Origin of the sequence: uncultured Sphingobacterium sp., from assembly GCF_964277905.1 — a bacterium.
Taxonomy (GTDB): Bacteria; Bacteroidota; Bacteroidia; order Sphingobacteriales; family Sphingobacteriaceae; genus Sphingobacterium; species Sphingobacterium siyangense.
Window position 1 is genome coordinate 900,143 of sequence record NZ_CAXYKD010000048.1, and the last position, 18,336, is coordinate 918,478.

The following is an 18,336-nucleotide window of genomic DNA, read 5'->3' on the forward strand; positions in this document are numbered from 1 at the left end:
ATTATGGAGTTAGCAATAGCAGGTGGAGCAAGTGGTTTTTTTGCAAGTGCAACCACCGCAGGAACTTCGATGTCGTGGAATCCTATCGGATGGATAATTCTGGCAGTTGTCGCGATCGCTGCAATCTGGTATTTCTGGGACGATATATGTGATTTTTTCTCTGCGGTAGGCAATGCGGTAGCGGAAACAGCAAAAGTGATCTGGGAATTTGTTTCCAGTCCAGCTATACCTGTTCCACCTCCAGCAATAGATGAGGATCTGCCAAAACCAGTACCACCTCCATTAGATATACCCCTAGATGAACCGATTACAGTTCCGATAGCACCGCCGATTACAGTTCCACAGGTCAAGCCTAGAACAAGGAGGCGTGAGAAAGATATTTATAATGTTTATGACCTCCATGTTGGAACACCTGGACTAATGCGCAATTACACGTTTGGCGCTGGGTTCGTAAATCAATTTATGATGAGTGGAGCAATCTGGAAATATGGATTAACTTCTTTTAAGTCGGTTTATGCAAGATATTTAGTAATTTTCCAATTATATCATGGTGATAAAGATGAATATATTTTAAATAATCTATCTTCAGGAAAATTATTACCTTATGAGTGGTATTTACAGAATGTCAACTATGCGACAGCCAACGCTGAGGAGGTTTCTTTGATCGATGCATATACGGCAACGCATGGTCAGCTACCTCCTGGTAACACTTTTAGGGGTTAGTTTTTCACACAATTATAAAATTTGAATAATGAATGAGCAAGAAATAGAGAAGTTATTGCAGAAAATAAGCAATCAAAAAATGTTTGGTGAAACAGAAAAAGCAATCGCCAACTTACATATTTTAAATAATGAGTTCCCGAAGGAAAAAAAGTATCTAGCACTTTTGGCAAGCTCTCATCTTGATGCCGATTCTGTGGAAGTGGCAGAGGAATATTGCGCAAAGGCACTGGAAATAGATCCTAATTATCCTCAGGCATTTGAACTTAAAGGTCTTATTGAAGAGAAAAAGGGTGATGATGAGCTAGCCGAAAAGTACTATAAAGAATCTATTTCAAGAGGCATTCCCTTTAAAATGGGGCATCTTCGTCTTGTATTATTATATTATAAACTGGAAAAATATGATGATGCGATAAAGGAAGCTGAATATCTGCTTGCGAATTTTGATGTAGATCGCAATGAATATTCTGCCGATAAGCAACGTCAAATTTTTGCCCAATGGTTATCATTTGCGTACAATAGGCTTTATTCGTCCCTGATAAGGACTGACCAATATGAAAAGGCCGCTATTAAAATCAAAGAATTTATTGCTTTCAGAGCTAACTATGTAAGTGACCCGTACCAGTTCCTGACCGAAGATGAAATCCTGTTTAAACTGTACCATGCTTTAAACGATGGAGAAAAAATGAAGGAGATAGAAGAAAAGATGCTAAACCATTATATGGTTCCTGAAAGTGTAATTAATTCGATGAAGAAGGATGCAGAACAGGGGTATTTGGAAAGTGCAAATCCCGAAAATTATGCTGTATAAACAATAATTAATAGGATGATCATCATCCACCGTAAATCATGTCCGATCTATTGAACGCAGTAGAATATAGATTCTCATTTCACAAGAAGAGTTCTTACAAAGGTAAATCGTTATTTAATATAGAATCCTCTGGTACATTCACTTTAGAAAAAGAGGATGTGAATACAGCAGAATCGAACTTTAAGTTTACCAATCTTACCTACAAGAGCAGCGACACGAACGATCCTTTACTGTTCAGTCCCGTTGAGTGGAAGTATTCCCGAGATTTAGAGACTGCTGCAATTATAAATAAAAAGAATTTTAAACCCAAGTGGAACCGTTTTAGGGATAAACATCGTAATCCATCAAACAGAGTTCTATTGATGGTCATCGAGAAATTATATTTCAATTCACCATTAGGAATGGAATATGATACCTTTTCAAATGGTGTCTATTTACCTTTCTTTATTAATTCAAATGGCACTTATAATGAAGGCGAAAATTACAAGGGAATAAAATATTTGTCAATGCCATTGGATATACCTTTGGAAACGGTATTTGTCTGCATAAAAGCAGATGAAAGGGAAATATTGCTCGAAGGATGGGTTACGTTAAACGAACCGTTTCTCGATAACCTACTTCTTGATCAGGGGTTTAGGAGCAAAGCAAAAGACTACCATGTATCCAGAGACTTTTCCATTGATTCTAAAATAATTGTTGTCAAGGATACTGTCGCTGACGTGGTGAAACAGATAAATTTCAGTTTAACTGTTAAAGGAGAGCAGGATCTTTTTGAGGAAATTACTTATGATGTCCACACAGATTTTGATAGCTATAAGGGCAATGTATACAAGATCTTGGAAGGTAAAAAATATACACTTGAAGAATGGGAGGAACTTGAGCGTGATCGGAAAAGGCCAGGAAGGAACTTTTCTTTATTAGACGGTGATTGATTTCACCAAAAATGATATGACATAATTCCACTATTTTATTGTAAAATTCGCTGTAGGAATAACTTTACTTATAAAGAATATAAAACGATAAAAAATATATCTGCGAAGCTAACTGGGATACTGTGTATCCCACAAATAACCCGCAACGGCTGTCGAAGCGGGGATAAAGTGGAAGGTTACAGCCGTTGCAGCCGATTTTCGCGCCAAAAGCTGAAGGCTTTTGGCCGCCGGCAGTTTTTTCAACTGCCGACGGTAATGGGTTGTGATTTAAAATTTTGCAGATTGAGGAAAAATCCGCGGTTTTCTGTCATACCGTCCTTAAGCAGGTTCCATAAAAGGGATGCCCCCAAATGCGCAATAGTGCTATTGATGAAAAGATCCTGTTTTGCAAGTGATTCCGCCAGTGAACAGCTCGGGGTATCATCTTGCTTTTCTGAGGTTTGCATAGCTGTACCATACTCCTCAATAATAGATGGTAGGTTTTCAAAAGTTTTGAACTTTTTTGAGGTCGGCTGATCTATGTTTCCAATGGTTGAAAGTATGCCCTGTCCTGAAAATTTGGTATTGCCAAGGTCTAGCCAATACTTTGCCGTGTCCCTGTGGTAACCATAATCTTTGGTTAACTTCTGCAATATCTTGTTTATTTCAATTCTTGATGCAACCGTATCTGTACAGGATACGTAAATGGATGCGCTTGCATAGTCGGGTATTTGTCCATCGGCATTACGCTCGAATTTTCTTGTTTCCGCTTTCCAGTTTGTACCAGCCCACCTGTTAAGCCTATTGATGATAGCTTGCGATTTATAAAGATTCCGTTCTGATTCAGCAAACCGTTGCCGTCCGATATTGGAAGCTGTAATAATATCATCGTCCCATAGGTGTACGTCCAATCCTGGGTGGTCAAGTTCCATCAAACTATGATTGATTTCCATAAGTGCGGTCATAAATTTTGAACCTGTACCACCTGAGCCGATCACATTTACACGGATGGGATTTGTTGGACTTAACAGATAATTGTCCAAGAAGTGGATATTTTTCTTTGGCGTTCTCATAATAAAATGTCTTTAAGTTTTTGTGATGTTTTTACAAGCATTTCAGTAGGGAATAGTTTACCGTTATCAATCAGATTTTCCCACAGCATCACACAGTTTCTCTTAACAGGATTATGGTCAGACATAAGGTGTGAAAAGTAGCTATTGAAAAAGTAGTTCTCCCACAATTTCATCAGCTGGTCAATGGAGCCAGTTTCTGCTGTGGAAATATCCACAGTTCCCATGCATACTGAGCCATCCGCATAGACGTTAAAATATGGTGCGTTGTAAAGCGGTGTATTGATTGTGGGCTTTCTCGATGTTGAAAGTGCAAAAACTTTAAGCGTTTCCCTGTCTGCAACCCACACCATTGGAGGGGTATGTGCTTTTCCCGACTTTATTCCAAGATGGCTACTAAAGTGCAGATCCCGAAACTGTGCTTTTGTGTACCAGACAATGGTAGCAGATTTAGCATCGAAAGAGAGTAGGTTGCTGTTAATGATGCCGCTCGATTTTAACAGGTTAAGATTTTCTTCATCGACCTGTAAAGCTGTCGCAAGTCTTTTCCCTTCGTTCACAGATAGGGGATGCGGATTGATGGGTATACCATTTTCCATGTCAAAATATTCGACATACGTTTCATTAAACCCTGTCTTACACTGATAAAACACCAATGCGCAGGTAGGGTCGAAATAATTTGCGAAGCTGTTGGTTATATCTTCCATGAGTTCTACTTTTTAAAAGTTATGTTCCTGCCAGAGCTGAATGAGCCTGTCAATATTGTCAAATACCTTTGTTTCAAAATCGAAATCATTATTTTCTATTTTTCTGTTATCAAAGGGAATAAACCGTGTCGGTTCGTCTATCTCCGAAAATTCCTGCAGGTCGCCATTTACAAAATCGCAAAGCGTGTGAAAAAGGTTTCCTTCGATGGAAGCGCAGAATGACACGTAGTTGTCAAGGGTGACAGGGCGTTCGGATTCTTCGGTCATTTCCCTGTGCCGTAATGGAAAATATTTCCGATCAATACGGACATTTGGATAGGTGGTAGAAAGTTCATAAAATGAACTGGCTATCGAATGAACATCTTTTTCAAATTCATTTTTTGGTTTAAATCTGTGTAAGAGCTTTTTAAAAGACTGTAGATTCGTTGGTTCTGTGATTAGTTCTTTTATATGATCTCCTATCAATTCTGCGTCCTTGAACTCAGTTAAATATTCATCTGTATTTGAATCTTCCTCCTCATCGTCCAAATAAGAGTTTTCGAGCATATCGTACATGGAGTTCAGGTAGCAATCGTCATTTCTATAATAGGGTACAGCGAGTACCTGATAGATATATGCGTAAACACAGACCAAAAGTTTACTTGCTTTTATGGTTTTTCTATTGTGCAGGATTGTGTAAAGTGGAATTACGGGGATATAATATAGTGTACATCCTGTGTTGTATCTGTCCTCTTTGGCGAAAAAGGTAAACTTTCCATCATTGACCAATCTGATTTCCCGCCAGTCCTCGGTGCTAAGTTTAAGCTGTGTTTTGAGGTGTGCCAATGATTCCGAAATATTGTACGGATAAGGCAGACCTTTACAGTCCAGTATAGTTACATTCAGTTTTTTTGAGATATTGGAGAGGGATTTAAAAAATTCCCTCTCCAATTTTGAACTGTCGTAATTTTCACCAATTTCAGGTTCCTGCAATCTTGCATGGAACTGCATGCCTAAAAAGGCATTGGTAACATCGTGTGCGGAGCGGATTGCCGTCTGTCCTTGCGAATTTCTCCTGAATCCTTCGGGCGTTTCATCCAGTTCCCAAACCCGCACAACTGGCGGTGAAGTTGTGACTGGCTTACTGCTGTGGGCAGTTTTACCGTTTGCGGATATTTCTTTTGCATGGTTCATGGGTTTTAATTTTTGATTAGCCTTTAGTTCCAATAACTGTCTCAAAGCGGTATTCCATAATGTCGTCCACAATTGTAGGACGTGAAATTTTTGCCGTTGTCAGGGCAGGGTAGTTGTTTGAATAAAAATTCAATACTGCCTGAAGATTCCATTTTGGCTCGGGATCATCGAGCCTGATTTCATGTTCTTTTTCTTTGAGGATAAAAACTCGCTGAAGTGTTGTTGCTACTAACATAATATTGCATTTTAAGGGTTATATTCTTCTTGATCGACCTTTTCCTGCTCTTGTTCCTGCTCTGCTTTCTGCTCGGAAGCTGACCAGAGATCGGGAACAAATTGCTTTTCGTACTCATCCTGTTTCTTTCGGATGTCTTCTTTATGCTCGGGATAATCACCGACTTTCGGTAGTGCCGTCCATGCATCCTTGTACTTCCCAACTTTGGCAAGGGCATCAGCTTTCAGTAGTGCTTCGCTATACTTTCTGCCCTTAGCTTTTTGCTTATCTGATTTTTGTTTTTCCATCGCAGAGTTAGCCTGAGCCGTTTCCAGTCCCATTAGAAAATTTTGCATATTAGAAATGAGTCCGTCTGCCATCTGAACGGGTTTTTTGATATGTTCAAAGAATCCGATATCCAGTTCTTCGGGACTTCCTTTCAGATTAAAAGGAGGAATGACATTTTTCGCCTTATCTGCGCAACCATCATTCTCGATCAAGATAGATACGAGTATCCTGTTTTCTGTTGCTTTTGTAATAGATAGCGTCAATTTGCTGTTGATGTCCATCTGTGCAATCTGTCTGAAAAAATTAGCTGTTTCCATAGTAGTTCATTGCTTTGTCGCTTACGCACTCAGTGATATATGATTCTGAAAAGCCCTGTTCCCGTAGGTAGTCTTCGTAGGCTTTCATTTCCTTTTTAAATTCCGCTGTACCTTCCTCCCCTGTGAGAAAAAGTTTATGTGCGGTTCCATTTTTCAGAGCCTTATTAATGTCCCTGTATAGTTCTTTGATGTGTCTTCGCTGATCGGAAAGTTTACGGACTTCCATTGCGAACATTTGGTATCGTGAAAGAATATCCAAGAAAATGAACGCTTCAACTACATTCTGATTTTTATAGTTCTCTACAAACCTGTTATAGAGCCAGTCTGCGAACTTATATTTAGCCAGTATTTCCATTTTAAAATATTTATGAGTTTGTTACTTAATTTTAGTTCGGTTTCAATTTGGTTCTTCATTATCTTGGTTATTTAGGGTTTCTATATAGCTTGTGTAACGCTCGGTCAGATCTTCACCCTTATAAAATCGGTCAGCACGATAGTTGTAATTTTCCTCGTACATTCTGATCTCTTTTGTTACAAGATTGATATAATATCTATACATGGCGTTTACCCTTCTTTCATCCATTGTACAGTGCTTTTTGAGAAAGTCCATTTCCTTGATGTAGTTATTGAAGTTTAGAAGCGGGGTGAATACTTCCTCCACGATATATCCCTGTTCGGGTGCGCTCGTACTATCGGCAACACAGATAATCTGCTGTCCGTTGGATAAGGTGATATGTAAGTTTGAACGTGTCATTTTTCTAATTTTTAGCGGTTAAAATTTCCTGTATCAATGTGATGTCAAAATCGACTGTCCTGAATTTGACATCCTCAAAAGCTTCGTAATTTGCCATTCCAGAGGGATGAACTATCAGCGAATCGCTTTTTATGCAGTCAAAGTGCCTGCATAACTGCTCGATTTCCTCAGCTTTGGCATCTAAAAAAGCCAGTTCTTTATCAGCGAGCCACTGCTCGTAGAATGGTACTTTTGCTGTCCTGCACAGCAGGAAGGAAATACCGTGTTCTTTTCGTGCGATATATCCCGAATAGGATTCTACATTTAGGATTTCAAGCAGGTCTGTTGTTTCAAGAGACTTTTTTAGCCAGTCCCCCCAAAGGGGGATAATGGCTACTTCATAGTTGTTGCGACCTACTTCGGTAAATGCCTTGATCAGCATGACATCCGTCATTATATCTGATTTTTTCATGACTAAGGATTTAAGTTTATGTCTACAATTTTTCTATCACCGAACAGCATATAAATGGCGTATTTAAATTCTCTGCTACATTCTTTCTGCTCGGTATAATGTATGGTTGCATGCATGGAGAAAAGGGCATCGTAACCGTCAAACAACTGGGCTCTGAACGTCTTTTTATTCCGGTACAACCTTGTACCGTTTTTGAGGTATCTGCGCTCAAAGTTGGCTATGTAGTCAAACCATATACTGACATCTATATCTTTTTCATTCCATTTTTCTTCAATCTCGGCTCTATGCTTGTGCCACAATTCCGCTTCCTTCTTGATAAATTCGGTCAGTGGTTTGAGTTCTTGGGGAAACAGTCTTGCGAGCAGATAGGCTCTGTCAAGGTTGTTCATGTGATCTAAGGTTTTCATATCTTTTTAATTTGAGGGTTGCTTCTTTTTAAAATCAATGGTTACGACCTTATCGTCACCGAAATAGAGTTCTATTGCCAGTCTCAACATTGTGGGGGTCACTTGGGAACCTGCAAATCTTATCATACAGTGAATACCGAAAACGCTGTTATCCTGATAGAAAAAATGGTCTGCAAAAATCCTCGGATTGCGGTATAGGAGAACTCCGAATTTTTCTATTGTCTGTTCAGCATTTTGCACAAGGCTATACCAATAATCGGCAGTTGCAATGCAGTTTGTTGGCCATGCTTTTCTGATATCCTCTTCTTTTTCACGTAGGTGTGCTATTTCGGTTTTTATAAAGTCGGTCAACGTTCCGAGCTGATCGGGAAAGAGCCTTGCAACGGCAAATGCCCTTTCTGTATTGTTCATTTCGTTCAGTGCTTTCATGATCTTTTGTTTTTTAAAAGGTGGCAGTTCTGTACAAGCCTGCCACCTTTTGGGCTGTGCTTAATTCAGTTGGAAAATGTCTGTTCCGATTTTCTCGAAAGATGTGCATAGGTCAAATGCTTTCTGTGATTTCAGTTGCGCAGTACCTCCGAGAACGATGCTCTGTAACTTCGATTCATTGTCCTTGTAATTTCGGACATTTTGAAAGTAGCCAGTTACAGCATTGTAAGCCCCGAACAGTGTGCCTTTGGTTGTTTCCAGTTGTTGTGTATCGTTCATCATGGCGTATGCAAAGGCATCATCAACGGTATTTTTGAACATGGTCGAAAGTTCGTCCTCAGCCCCTTTTTTAAGTAGGTTGTAGGCTTCCGTATTTGGGCATAAGGCAAGCTGTATGAGCTTTTTTACTTCGCTATCCTTGATTTTTATGGTTGACCAATGGTTGAAAATTCCGTCCATCTGTGTGGTCATGGTGTTTGCCAGTCCCATTACTTTGTGTGCATCGCTCAGACGTTGTTTTGCTCCTGCGGTATGTTTTATGCGTACCACGTTGCTCATATTGCGGAGGGATGCGTTCAGGGGTTAGGGTGAAGTCATGGGTCGCCCCACGACCTTCCCCACAGAACTGGACGTGCCACTTTCATGGCATCCAGCTCCCAGATTTAACTTATCCGCATAATGTTGTTTGCGGTGGCAATGCCTGTGAACTAATTGCATATTTGATAGTTTATTGTCTAAGCGGTTTCGATTCTTATGGTGTCTGTCCCATGTTTCATACCAGTAAAGTGTCTTACTACATAAGGAACAGATTCCTCCTTGTATTTTATAAAGCTTTTCAGACATGAGACCATTTAGTACAGAGTTTCTTTTACTCCAGTATTCAGTATCTCCGTCGAAAGGACTTCTTGCCATTTGAACTTTATTCCATCTTACGTCACAGCTTATATCAAATATGCCAAATGTTACATAACCAAATATATAACGGTCTACCATTCTTCCTTTTCTTTCTACTTTGCCGATATACCGTTTCATAAAGTCTTGTCTACTACTTCTATGCCTATGTACATCTTCATAAGCCTTGTAGAAGATTTTATCTAATCTTCTGCGTAACTTCATAAATCCGTGAGAGGCATCCATAGCCCATTTGTAATAGTTCAGCCACCCGTTGACCATCATTTTCAGATGGTTTGCCTTGTTACTGAGTTCCTGCTTGTTTCCATATTCAAACAGGCGTACCATTTTAGTCCATTCCCTAATCTTTTGTGCAAATGCCTGTACTTTTTCGGGGTCAGGGTAAAATGTCACTTTGTATTGTTTGTCGTGCTTACCACTTCGCCATTTATCGAAAACAAACCCAAGGAATTTAAAACTTTCGCCTGTATGGAATGCCACCTGACGGGTCTTAGATTCGCTAAGTTTTAGACCTCGCTTTTCCAAAAGTTTCGGTAGTATTTCCAATACCCGTTCCAAGTAGTCTTTATTTTCACATACGATGACAAAGTCATCAGCATATTGCATAAATCCTACTGATGGGGCGTGTTCCCTGCTTTTATTCTTGATATTACAGACAAAAGCATAAAAAGGCTTAAGGTTCTTATCGGCTGGCTTCCTTGTCGATATTAGGTGGTCATAGAGTTCAAAATCAATTCCCCATAATCCGATATTGCACAGTAATGGGCTTATTACTCCGCCTTGCGGTGTACCTGCTTCTGTTTCATACAATACTCCTTTATCAATATAACCACATTTGAACCATTGATTAATAGCCCTAAGGATGTTGCTGCTCGAACCTTTCATTTTGTCCAGTATATACTGGTGGTTCAGGTTATCAAAACATCCTTCAATGTCGGCATCTAAAACCATGACTTCTCCTTTACGGAGTTTTAGGTTATGCCATACCGCCATGCAGGCATCAATGGTGCTTCGCCCAGGCCTGAACCCATAGGTATTCTCGCTGAACTTTGCTTCCCATTCGGGTTCTAATGCGATTTTAACCAATGCCTGATAAGCCCTGTCCTCAATTGTAGGAATGCCTAACGGTCTTAATTTACCGTTGGATTTTGGGATGTAGGTTCTTTTCAGAGGTTTTGCCTCGTATTCTTTATTAAGGTTCATCCTTTGGGCAAGGGACATCCTTTCTTTATCGCTCCGGATTGTCGCCTTATCTACACCTGCCGTGCTCTTTCCTGTATTATCAGAAGTAACACGTTTAACACTCAGTAATTTGGCATACGGGTCTCTCAGTAAATCGCGCTGTAATTTTCTTACTTCTGTGATGTTACCTGCGAGCATTGCCCGATACATCTGATTTTGCTTTCGGAATACATTCAGTTCGACTGTTTTCCAGTCAATGTCTTCCCATCTGTTTACTTTCAGCATTTTAGTTACTTTCATTTGTATTCTTTTGTTAAATCCACAACGAATTTGGCATATCCGATTGACCGTAGCCCATCGGCTTTCGCTTGGTCGTTGTTCCTACCCGATACAACATATTCATCCAAGAGTATTTATTGCGTTAGCAAAATGATGTATCGGTTTCCTCGTTCCTTTAATCAATGTTTACCCGAACTTAGATTCCTCTCTATACCGCCAGTCTTGTATAAGCTTATGAATACCCTCAAACAGATTGGGTTCCTATTGACTGGAGAACTGTACCATACGATGTGGGTGCAGCGTGCATGCTCACGATACCTTAGCAAGGCTATCATATTCGGTTCGTCCCATCTTTCTCTATAGCATCGCTCCATAGGATTGACTTTTTTTTTCTCCGAGCTTCCCATTCCCTGTTCTCTTGGGCAGGTTAAGGGTCGGATAGACTTTGTTGGATAAGCCGCCAACATCAGCATTTCACTGAATTGATTAAAAGTTAAGCCCATCCCTAAAGATGAAGCCCGTACAGCTTATTAGGCTGCACAACGAGTCGCACTGTTTTGGCATACGATTCGGATAGGGGTAAATGCTGCGGTAATGCTTCCGCTTCCGTCATGGCTTGTGGTCAGGAAGATGTATTTTTCAATGACATCATCCGAATTGCCTATGCGGATATAATTTGGGAGTTTGGCGGTGATGAATATGCGTTCGCCCTGACCGAGTGCCCCTGCAGTCTCGTACAGAATACCGCTTCCACCACCTACGATAGAATCAAAAAATGTAAAGGCATCTTTATTCTGTACAATATGGTAATCTCTACCCACAACGCCGAGAACAGTATTGTTATCCGTGCGGATATTGGCGAAATAGTTCGGTACTTCGATTTCAGTGTCCTGAATGACAATACCGTCCGAAATCTGCACGATTCCTGATCCTTTGGTGAACAAAGGGCTTTTTTCTACTTCGTAGTCCAATCCTGCGTGTCTGATTGCTTCGGCACTTGTTGGATAATCCTGAACGATCTGTCCCAGACCGTGCCAAGCCTTTTCCTTAACACTGAAAAATGAATATCTGCCCGTTCTATTATTGAAATTTAAATTATGTCCCATGATTTCTATTTGTTAAAGGGTTAAATATTTTGGATTTTATACCATCCTGCCTAAAATGGGAGGTCGTCTTTTTCGTCCTCTTTTGCAGTGTTAGCAGGTTCCTGTTTTTTACTAGCCTGCAGGGATTCTTTTTCCGTAGCTGTTCCCCAAGTGGGTTTGATATTAGAGGTTATGAAGTTCAGCCCTGCTTTTGGGTTGCCGTCTTTTCCAGTCCACGCCCTTGCGCTGATCTGTCCCGTTAGTTCGACATATAGCCCCTGTTTTAGCCATGAGACTGGCTTTACGCTTCTCCAGTAGGCACATTCAATAAATGCGGTGTTGTCTACCCATTCGCCCTGTTTGTTTTTGTAGCCGTCATTTACCGCTACACTGAAGTTTACCACTTCCTTACCTGTTGTTGTTGTGCTGACTTTTGCATCTTGTGTCAGTCTTCCTGAAATGTTCATAACTTTTTGTTTTAGTTGTTCTACAATCCTGTTAACTTTTTCATTCTTCCTTTCCTGCTGAGGCTCGGCCCCGAATCATTTTTTTCAAAAGAAAAAACAGGAAAAAAAAGAAAGTCAATCAGTAGATCGGGCAATTGCTGTAGGGCAAAAGGAAACGGAATAAAGGAAGGGTGAGGGGGCGGCATGTGTTTATGCCGTAGTCTTTTGCGGGATGTGCGTTGGCTGCCCGATGTACCTTTGAATGTCTTTTTCGACTGTTCTTTTGATAAAAAGTGATTTCCAAATCCTTATCCACCCCAAAAAACCTTAAACGGTTTAAAGACAGTGTTATTCCATAGGTAATTGAAAGGTGAGGGCCATTCGGTCCTGCTGCAGACAGCTTTCAATTTGCTATGATGGGCGGTATAAAAAGCTCTTTTTCGGGCTGGATCATGCGTAGGATAAAATGTGCTTTACCGCGGTAGCAAAAATTTAATCGCTATCTGAAAATTAGGGATTAAAACATCAGGTAAATTTCTTAGATGAACTTTCTTTTGAGAATAATTGATATAAAACACCCTACCTCTTAAAAGAATCGATAGCCTTGAAGACAATTTTATTCCATAGGTAATTGGAAGCTGAAGGCGATTGGGATCTGGTGTGGACAGCTTTCAATTTGCTATGAATGGGCGGCATATAAAGCTCTTTTTCGTTCAGGGTTTGCGCTGGAGGAAATGTGCTTTGCCGTGAATGGCAAGAATCTTAAGGCTTATCTGAAAATGTGGATTAAAAAAATATGTCTATGCGTGAGGGATTGACGTGGAAAGCCCACAGGAACGAGGATTTGTAGCACAAAGCCCGCTGCCTTAAGGCACACGCTATTAAAAAAGAAGATCTGATCACAAATTAATCGGCGTGGATTCTGTATTATAGAAATATTTAGCACTTAGAATTAGCTTCTAAAAGTAAAAAGGTCAACGTTCCGATCACTGCAGCAAGACGCGTCCTGATGTTGTTACCAAATTATCTAAAAATTTTTCACGTCCATTTAATAAAAATTATTCACTTTTTTAATTGTAAGCGCTAAGAGTGGAGACTGTCTATTTCCGAAGGCAATGTTTTATTGAAAATTGTTCTATTCGGAGCAATAATAGCTTGTATTTTATCTAAGGCCAGTGAAGTAAGAATTTTATAAAATGCCGTATCGGCGGTCTTTAGGAGAAAATAATGCATAGAATATTAAATATAAGTTAAAAATATCATTTTTGTGTGATAAAAAATTATATATTTGACTACCATTAAATAACTAAAAACTTATGAAAAAACTCTTCCTGGGATTATCTCTGGTGACAGGCACATCTTCCTACGTGCTTGCAAACTCCATTGAGATCGAAAAAATGATCTTGACCAAACAGAAATTTTTAAAGAGCAATGCTTTATGCAGGTGATCGTCAATCATGAGACATCGTGCGGCGTGTTTCTATATTCCTCAGCAAGTGCCAAGTACAACGTTAATTGCCGACAGGGACAAGCGGAAGGTACTACGGACACTTATTGTGAAGTAAGATCAGAGGCTGGATGGAATCCAGGTTCCCATCCAGTAACACCATCAAGCTGTAACTAATCCAACCATAATTAAATTAAAATCTATGAAAAAATTCATTTTGACAGTGACCGTTTTAGGGTTTGCTGGTTTATCTTATGCTTCTTCACCTATTGTAAAAAAAGTTACTGCTGAAAAGCGACTTGCTGGTTGCTTTACGCAGACAGTGACCCAGTATGAAGATCTTCAAGGTAATTATGTAAGTTCATCTGTTGGACCGAGAGTGTCAGTGGAATGCGCGCAGGGACAGCTTGAAGGCTCTACCCAGACAACTTATGTCCATCAGATCTCTCCGCTCGCTGTCTATTGGCTAGGTTTTCCTTAACTGTAATTTTAGATCAGTTATAAATCTATCGGAAAAACAGGATCAAAAGTAGAATTATTACTCATTGAGTAAGGTATATGTACAATTACCAATAAACAACAAAAATCTTATCTTATGAAAAAACTCATTTTAGGTTTATTCCTAATTGCAGGATCATCATCGTTTGCTCTTGCCAACACCATTGAGATCGAAAAGGATCTTGATCAGGACCAGTGTTTCAAAGGAAACTGCTACGCCCAAGTTATTGTAAACGTTGAAAATACCTGCGGACAGTATCTATATTCTTCGGCTAGTCCAAAATATACTGTCAATTGCCGACAGGGACAGGCGGAAGGTTCAACCTCCACTTATTACGAAGTTAGAACAGAGGGTGGATGGAACCCAGGTTCAGATCCTAACCAAGCGACAAGCTGTCCATAATCTAAAATAAAAAAATATGAAAAGAATCATTTTAACAGCGACCGTTCTAGGTTTTAGTGGTTTAACATATGCGGCTCCCGGAGTGGAAAAAGTTAACGTAAAGAAGCTTGCTGGCTGTTTCACGCAGACAGTTACACAATATGAGGACCATCAGGGGAACTACATCAGTTCTTCTGTGGGACCGAGAGTCTCGGCTCCGTGCGCATCTGGACAACTTGAGGGTTCTACCACAACGACCTATGTTCATCAATTACATCCTTATATTGATCTATGGCCTTAAAAAACGTGTTAATTTTTTTATTGCTGACCATTTTTGGATATGCTGACGCTCAGGATAAGATTATCGTGGAGTACGATTATACTTTTGCCCATATGAGTAATTTAAAATCATTTGTCATAAGTGATCAAAAAAACTCCTATTTTTTCTTTGCCAGCGATCCGTCTGTCAGTTATAAAAAATTAATAGAAACTGACTTTACATCAATTAATCCGTATCATGTATATGACTATGATCTTTCCAGTGAAAATCTCTACCAGCGGGTGTACATGGTTCCGAAAAATGAAAAGCAGCCGCTCCCGAGATTAGCTTCCGAAAAGCTGAAGAACCTTGACTGGAAGATCACGAAGGAATCAAAGGATATTCTCGGTTACAAAGCCTTTTTGGCCACCGCCAATTTTAGGGGAAGAGAATATACGGTATGGTTCACCAAGGATCTAAATGTCGAAGTGTTTCCTTGGAAACTTAAGGGGCTACCTGGTGTTATCTTGGAATTTCAGGATAAAGATGGTTTTATAAGAGGTACTGCAAAAACAATTTCATTAAATTCGCAGGATAAGTTTCCACCTAAAATTCTAGCAATTTTTGAGAAAAAAACGACTGACCCCATCATGCCGTTTAAAAAAATGATAGAATTGGAAAATGTTATCTTGCAGGACGATATGAATAAATCTATCGCTGCATTGCCAGCAGGAACCGAGTACGAAGTGCCCAACATCAGAGCGATGTCAATGGAAACCCACTTTGAATGGGAACCTGACACCAAGAAGCCTTAATGAAATATTTATGTTTATTATTCTTTATACTAATTTTTAAGATCTCCGCGCAAACGAAGATTGCAGGAACTGTACTTTCAGATAGTAAGCAGCCGCTTCTTAGAGCCAGTATCATTCTTACGGATATACATGATAATATCATAGCTTTCGTCTTTAGCAATAAGGACGGAAGCTTTTCGTTAAATACGGATCAGTATGGCAGCTTTAACGTGCAGGTTACCGCGTCGGGGCATGAAAAGAAAAATATTCCTATCTCGTTCATCAAAAAGAATTCGGTTATTGATCTTAACGCTATCGAACTTAGCAGGGATAAAGTCAAGGAAATCAAAGAAGTTGTCATTACCAGAAACACACCGATCAGGCAAAAAAAAGATACGACAGAATATAATGTGCAGAGTTTCTCCAGTGGAACAGAACGCAATGTGGAAGAACTGCTAAAAAAACTTCCTGGCATCACGGTTGAAAGTGACGGGAAAATAAAATTCAGGAACAGGGAGGTTGAGCGGGTCATGATAGAAAATGATGACCTCTTTGAAAAAGGTTATCAGACCCTTACACAGAATATGCCTTCCAAACCCCTTGAAAAAGTTCAGGTGCTGGAGAACTACTCCAAGAATAAACTGTTAAAAAACATCGAAAATACAAACCGTATTGCCCTTAATCTAACATTAAAGGAAGATGCGAAGGGAAAATGGTTCGGAAATTTATTGCTTGCTTCGACAAGTTACAAAGAGGACATGAGACAGGGGAAGGTCAACGTGATGAATTTCACCAAGAGACGAAAGGTCTATTTTCTTCTTAATGCGAACAATCTCGGACTGAACGAAATGAAAGGCGTTGAATACCTGATAGATCCGGCTTCGGAGAATGAGGTTGAGAATGTGGGGACGAACGTGGGCATACTATCAGTTGTGAATCTTCATCAAAAAAACAGCATTTTTCAGGATAAGCGTACCAATTTCAACAATGATAAACTGGGTTCACTGAATTATATCTACAACTTCAAGAATGACTGGAAAATTAAATTCATCACCGTATTCAACGACATCGAGAATAGAAATTACATCTCCAGTTTTTACCGGTTCAACTATGCGGGACAAAATTTCGCAAACGTGGAGGATAAGACCTGGAAACAGAACAACACGAATCTGGTCGGAAAACTGGAAATTTCAAAGGAATTCAGGAATAATTCGAATTTGCAGTTTTACAGTAAAACATCATCCCTGAGAGAAAACAACGATAATATTTTTGTCTTCAATGAGCAGCTGAATAACCAGATGGGAACCAACAGGCTTTTGTCTAGTGAGAATAAATTCGTCTATACCAAGAAAATTGACTCTTCCAAAGCTGTAGTTGCTGTTGCAAGATATATTTTTCAGGATAGGCCTTATGATTTTACTGATGATAATGATGTATTCCAAAAAGTCACCGGTAATCCGGACGTCAGAAAATCCCGGCAGACCATTAGCTCAAAAATGAATTTTGGTGGAGTTAAAGTTTCTTATCTTAAAAAATATTCGGAAAAGGAATCGGTTGATATTCAGGCCGGAAATGAATACCGGAGGAACCGGTTATCTTCAGATCTTTCACTTTTTGATACGGACGGCAATAAGGTTAATTACGATGAACGGGGTTTTAGCAATGATGTGTCGCTTGAACAGAATAACCTGTTTGCCCAGGGAAAATACCTGCGGAAAAGCAAAAAATGGCGTTATGGCGCTACGATGCTGGGGCAGTTTATTTACTCCGATCTCCGAGACGAGCATACAGCAGGATTTCATCTGTTTCCGACCGTCAATATTGGGTATGAAAACAGCAGGACCGGAAATATCAGTTTAAGCGCATCCAGAAAATTTTCAACAGTAAGCATCAATGATGTCTATACCGGATACATTTATCAGGGAAACAGGAATTTTAACAAGAGTGAGGTAGGGTTTACAGTGCTACCAAGCTACAGCTTTAACTTGAGCTATAACATTGGGCAGATCAGCTCGCAATATCTGTCCTTCAATGCTAATTTTGCAAAAAATGACAGCTACCTCTCAAATAATATGATCGTGAATCCAACTTTTACGTTCAGTCAGGCGATCCTTGTTAAGAATAACAGAACGTTTGCCGCTAACCTGGAACTTCGCAAATACCTAAATTTGATCAAGACCAGAATAAGTCTTTTAGGTTCTTATTCGGATTCGGAATATGAAAACCGCATCAATAGCGGGCCACTGATCAAATCACGGTTTTCTAACCTCAAAACAGGTTTCGAGATGAAATCAGGTTTTATGGGATTTTTCAACTATGAACTTGGTTATGAGATCGCCTTTAATAAGATTGTCTCGGATGTAAACTCAAACAATTATCAGGATCAGAAAGCCTTCGCGAATGTATATTTTAAGGTAAATTCAATGTTCAGGATCGAGTCGTCGATGGAATATTATAAATTTGGGAACACCGGTCAGGATCCAACTCATTTTTGGGACATTAAGCTTAATTATACGTGGAAAAAATACAATAGCGATATTTATCTGCAGGGGAACAATTTGCTGAATTCCAATAGCATCACAAAGTACTCTATCGATAATATCAGTGAGAGCCTGTACACTCAGAAGCTGATACCTTTCCATATCGTTTTTGGTATCAATAAGAATTTTTAACTCGACCGGCTTATCGATCGAAACTTCGCTTACTGATTGCAGGAGTGGTTTTATTTAAAAATAATCAAATGGAAATTTTATATGATCCGTATTATATTAATTATAGGATTTGAATGACCCACTTGAAA

21 protein-coding genes and 1 pseudogene are annotated in these 18,336 nt (G+C 39.6%); 8 read left to right on the forward strand and 14 right to left on the reverse strand.

The genetic code is table 11. The annotated features are described in order from the left end of the window. The first annotated feature begins 3 nt into the window (after nt 1–3). The 3 genes from ACHWSC_RS25600 to ACHWSC_RS25610 are packed head-to-tail and all read left to right on the forward strand — an operon-like array spanning nt 4 to nt 2,463. Nucleotides 4–723 carry a hypothetical protein gene (locus ACHWSC_RS25600; RefSeq protein ID WP_394678738.1) on the forward strand — a complete coding sequence of 240 codons (720 nt, stop codon included), beginning with the start codon at nt 4–6 and terminating at the stop codon, nt 721–723. A gap of 28 nt (nt 724–751) precedes the next feature. Then, complete coding sequence (locus tag ACHWSC_RS25605) at nt 752–1,531, forward strand: tetratricopeptide repeat protein (protein WP_394678739.1); 780 nt, start codon at nt 752–754, stop codon at nt 1,529–1,531. A 38-nt stretch (nt 1,532–1,569) separates the two neighbouring features. Further along, on the forward strand, nt 1,570–2,463 hold the full coding sequence (locus ACHWSC_RS25610; protein ID WP_394678740.1) for a hypothetical protein: 894 nt from the start codon (nt 1,570–1,572) through the stop codon (nt 2,461–2,463). Between the two features lie 239 nt (nt 2,464–2,702). On the opposite strand, the gene ACHWSC_RS25615 is transcribed toward ACHWSC_RS25610, so the two are convergent. From ACHWSC_RS25615 to ACHWSC_RS25680, 14 genes and pseudogenes are all read right to left on the reverse strand, one after another. Continuing rightward, nucleotides 2,703–3,515, reverse strand: a complete 813-nt coding sequence (locus tag ACHWSC_RS25615) for a PRTRC system ThiF family protein (protein WP_394678741.1) — start codon at nt 3,513–3,515, stop codon at nt 2,703–2,705. Continuing rightward, nucleotides 3,512–4,219 (reverse strand): PRTRC system protein B, encoded by a 708-nt coding sequence (locus ACHWSC_RS25620; protein WP_394678742.1) that lies wholly within the window; start codon nt 4,217–4,219, stop codon nt 3,512–3,514. Before ACHWSC_RS25620 ends, ACHWSC_RS25615 begins: the two co-directional genes overlap by 4 nt. A gap of 12 nt (nt 4,220–4,231) precedes the next feature. Further along, entirely contained in the window at nt 4,232–5,392 is a 1,161-nt protein-coding gene (locus tag ACHWSC_RS25625; RefSeq protein WP_394678743.1) for a hypothetical protein, read from the reverse strand. Between the two features lie 16 nt (nt 5,393–5,408). Next, nucleotides 5,409–5,627 carry a PRTRC system protein C gene (locus ACHWSC_RS25630; protein ID WP_394678744.1) on the reverse strand — a complete coding sequence of 73 codons (219 nt, stop codon included), beginning with the start codon at nt 5,625–5,627 and terminating at the stop codon, nt 5,409–5,411. Between the two features lie 11 nt (nt 5,628–5,638). Continuing rightward, complete coding sequence (locus tag ACHWSC_RS25635) at nt 5,639–6,211, reverse strand: PRTRC system protein E (RefSeq protein WP_394678745.1); 573 nt, start codon at nt 6,209–6,211, stop codon at nt 5,639–5,641. Then, nucleotides 6,198–6,566 carry a hypothetical protein gene (locus ACHWSC_RS25640; protein ID WP_394678746.1) on the reverse strand — a complete coding sequence of 123 codons (369 nt, stop codon included), beginning with the start codon at nt 6,564–6,566 and terminating at the stop codon, nt 6,198–6,200. Before ACHWSC_RS25640 ends, ACHWSC_RS25635 begins: the two co-directional genes overlap by 14 nt. A gap of 42 nt (nt 6,567–6,608) precedes the next feature. Further along, nucleotides 6,609–6,965 carry a penicillin-binding protein gene (locus ACHWSC_RS25645; protein WP_394678747.1) on the reverse strand — a complete coding sequence of 119 codons (357 nt, stop codon included), beginning with the start codon at nt 6,963–6,965 and terminating at the stop codon, nt 6,609–6,611. Nucleotides 6,966–6,969: 4 nt separating this feature from the next. After that, the gene (locus tag ACHWSC_RS25650; RefSeq protein WP_394678748.1) at nt 6,970–7,416 is read right to left on the reverse strand and encodes a hypothetical protein; all 447 of its coding nucleotides are present in this window, start codon (nt 7,414–7,416) and stop codon (nt 6,970–6,972) included. 2 nt (nt 7,417–7,418) lie between these two features. Beyond that, nucleotides 7,419–7,823: a hypothetical protein gene (locus ACHWSC_RS25655; protein WP_394678749.1), complete on the reverse strand. Its 405-nt coding sequence runs from the start codon at nt 7,821–7,823 to the stop codon at nt 7,419–7,421. Nucleotides 7,824–7,829: 6 nt separating this feature from the next. Next, nucleotides 7,830–8,252, reverse strand: a complete 423-nt coding sequence (locus ACHWSC_RS25660) for a hypothetical protein (protein ID WP_394678750.1) — start codon at nt 8,250–8,252, stop codon at nt 7,830–7,832. A 60-nt stretch (nt 8,253–8,312) separates the two neighbouring features. Next, nucleotides 8,313–8,831 carry a DUF932 domain-containing protein gene (locus ACHWSC_RS25665; protein WP_394678905.1) on the reverse strand — a complete coding sequence of 173 codons (519 nt, stop codon included), beginning with the start codon at nt 8,829–8,831 and terminating at the stop codon, nt 8,313–8,315. A 3-nt stretch (nt 8,832–8,834) separates the two neighbouring features. Then, on the reverse strand, nt 8,835–10,646 hold the full coding sequence (gene ltrA, locus ACHWSC_RS25670; protein ID WP_394678751.1) for a group II intron reverse transcriptase/maturase: 1,812 nt from the start codon (nt 10,644–10,646) through the stop codon (nt 8,835–8,837). 530 nt (nt 10,647–11,176) lie between these two features. Continuing rightward, a pseudogene (locus ACHWSC_RS25675) lies at nt 11,177–11,731 on the reverse strand (DUF932 domain-containing protein); the annotation flags it as partial. A gap of 50 nt (nt 11,732–11,781) precedes the next feature. Then, nucleotides 11,782–12,177: a single-stranded DNA-binding protein gene (locus tag ACHWSC_RS25680; RefSeq protein WP_394678752.1), complete on the reverse strand. Its 396-nt coding sequence runs from the start codon at nt 12,175–12,177 to the stop codon at nt 11,782–11,784. 1,628 nt (nt 12,178–13,805) lie between these two features. Between ACHWSC_RS25680 and ACHWSC_RS25685 the strand changes: the two genes are divergently transcribed. From ACHWSC_RS25685 to ACHWSC_RS25705, 5 genes are all read left to right on the forward strand, one after another. Next, nucleotides 13,806–14,084 (forward strand): hypothetical protein, encoded by a 279-nt coding sequence (locus ACHWSC_RS25685; RefSeq protein WP_312716746.1) that lies wholly within the window; start codon nt 13,806–13,808, stop codon nt 14,082–14,084. 114 nt (nt 14,085–14,198) lie between these two features. Continuing rightward, nucleotides 14,199–14,504, forward strand: a complete 306-nt coding sequence (locus ACHWSC_RS25690; RefSeq protein WP_100075157.1) for a hypothetical protein — start codon at nt 14,199–14,201, stop codon at nt 14,502–14,504. A 16-nt stretch (nt 14,505–14,520) separates the two neighbouring features. Beyond that, on the forward strand, nt 14,521–14,784 hold the full coding sequence (locus ACHWSC_RS25695; RefSeq protein WP_394678753.1) for a hypothetical protein: 264 nt from the start codon (nt 14,521–14,523) through the stop codon (nt 14,782–14,784). A 5-nt stretch (nt 14,785–14,789) separates the two neighbouring features. After that, nucleotides 14,790–15,557: a GLPGLI family protein gene (locus ACHWSC_RS25700; RefSeq protein ID WP_394678754.1), complete on the forward strand. Its 768-nt coding sequence runs from the start codon at nt 14,790–14,792 to the stop codon at nt 15,555–15,557. Then, the gene (locus tag ACHWSC_RS25705) at nt 15,557–18,208 is read left to right on the forward strand and encodes a hypothetical protein (RefSeq protein ID WP_394678755.1); all 2,652 of its coding nucleotides are present in this window, start codon (nt 15,557–15,559) and stop codon (nt 18,206–18,208) included. Before ACHWSC_RS25700 ends, ACHWSC_RS25705 begins: the two co-directional genes overlap by 1 nt. Nucleotides 18,209–18,336: the final 128 nt, after the last annotated feature.

Excerpts from the sequence above, each read along its gene's own strand:
- ACHWSC_RS25600 (WP_394678738.1), top strand. The coding sequence starts at position 4 with ATGGAGTTAGCAATAGCAGGTGGAGCAAGTGGTTTTTTTGCAAGTGCA.
- ACHWSC_RS25605 (WP_394678739.1), top strand. The coding sequence starts at position 752 with ATGAATGAGCAAGAAATAGAGAAGTTATTGCAGAAAATAAGCAATCAA.
- ACHWSC_RS25610 (WP_394678740.1), top strand. The coding sequence starts at position 1,570 with ATGTCCGATCTATTGAACGCAGTAGAATATAGATTCTCATTTCACAAG.
- ACHWSC_RS25615 (WP_394678741.1), bottom strand. The coding sequence starts at position 3,515 with ATGAGAACGCCAAAGAAAAATATCCACTTCTTGGACAATTATCTGTTA.
- ACHWSC_RS25620 (WP_394678742.1), bottom strand. The coding sequence starts at position 4,219 with ATGGAAGATATAACCAACAGCTTCGCAAATTATTTCGACCCTACCTGC.
- ACHWSC_RS25625 (WP_394678743.1), bottom strand. The coding sequence starts at position 5,392 with ATGAACCATGCAAAAGAAATATCCGCAAACGGTAAAACTGCCCACAGC.
- ACHWSC_RS25630 (WP_394678744.1), bottom strand. The coding sequence starts at position 5,627 with ATGTTAGTAGCAACAACACTTCAGCGAGTTTTTATCCTCAAAGAAAAA.
- ACHWSC_RS25635 (WP_394678745.1), bottom strand. The coding sequence starts at position 6,211 with ATGGAAACAGCTAATTTTTTCAGACAGATTGCACAGATGGACATCAAC.
- ACHWSC_RS25640 (WP_394678746.1), bottom strand. The coding sequence starts at position 6,566 with ATGGAAATACTGGCTAAATATAAGTTCGCAGACTGGCTCTATAACAGG.
- ACHWSC_RS25645 (WP_394678747.1), bottom strand. The coding sequence starts at position 6,965 with ATGACACGTTCAAACTTACATATCACCTTATCCAACGGACAGCAGATT.
- ACHWSC_RS25650 (WP_394678748.1), bottom strand. The coding sequence starts at position 7,416 with ATGAAAAAATCAGATATAATGACGGATGTCATGCTGATCAAGGCATTT.
- ACHWSC_RS25655 (WP_394678749.1), bottom strand. The coding sequence starts at position 7,823 with ATGAAAACCTTAGATCACATGAACAACCTTGACAGAGCCTATCTGCTC.
- ACHWSC_RS25660 (WP_394678750.1), bottom strand. The coding sequence starts at position 8,252 with ATGAAAGCACTGAACGAAATGAACAATACAGAAAGGGCATTTGCCGTT.
- ltrA (WP_394678751.1), bottom strand. The coding sequence starts at position 10,646 with ATGAAAGTAACTAAAATGCTGAAAGTAAACAGATGGGAAGACATTGAC.
- ACHWSC_RS25680 (WP_394678752.1), bottom strand. The coding sequence starts at position 12,177 with ATGAACATTTCAGGAAGACTGACACAAGATGCAAAAGTCAGCACAACA.
- ACHWSC_RS25685 (WP_312716746.1), top strand. The coding sequence starts at position 13,806 with ATGAAAAAATTCATTTTGACAGTGACCGTTTTAGGGTTTGCTGGTTTA.
- ACHWSC_RS25690 (WP_100075157.1), top strand. The coding sequence starts at position 14,199 with ATGAAAAAACTCATTTTAGGTTTATTCCTAATTGCAGGATCATCATCG.
- ACHWSC_RS25695 (WP_394678753.1), top strand. The coding sequence starts at position 14,521 with ATGAAAAGAATCATTTTAACAGCGACCGTTCTAGGTTTTAGTGGTTTA.
- ACHWSC_RS25705 (WP_394678755.1), top strand. The coding sequence starts at position 15,557 with ATGAAATATTTATGTTTATTATTCTTTATACTAATTTTTAAGATCTCC.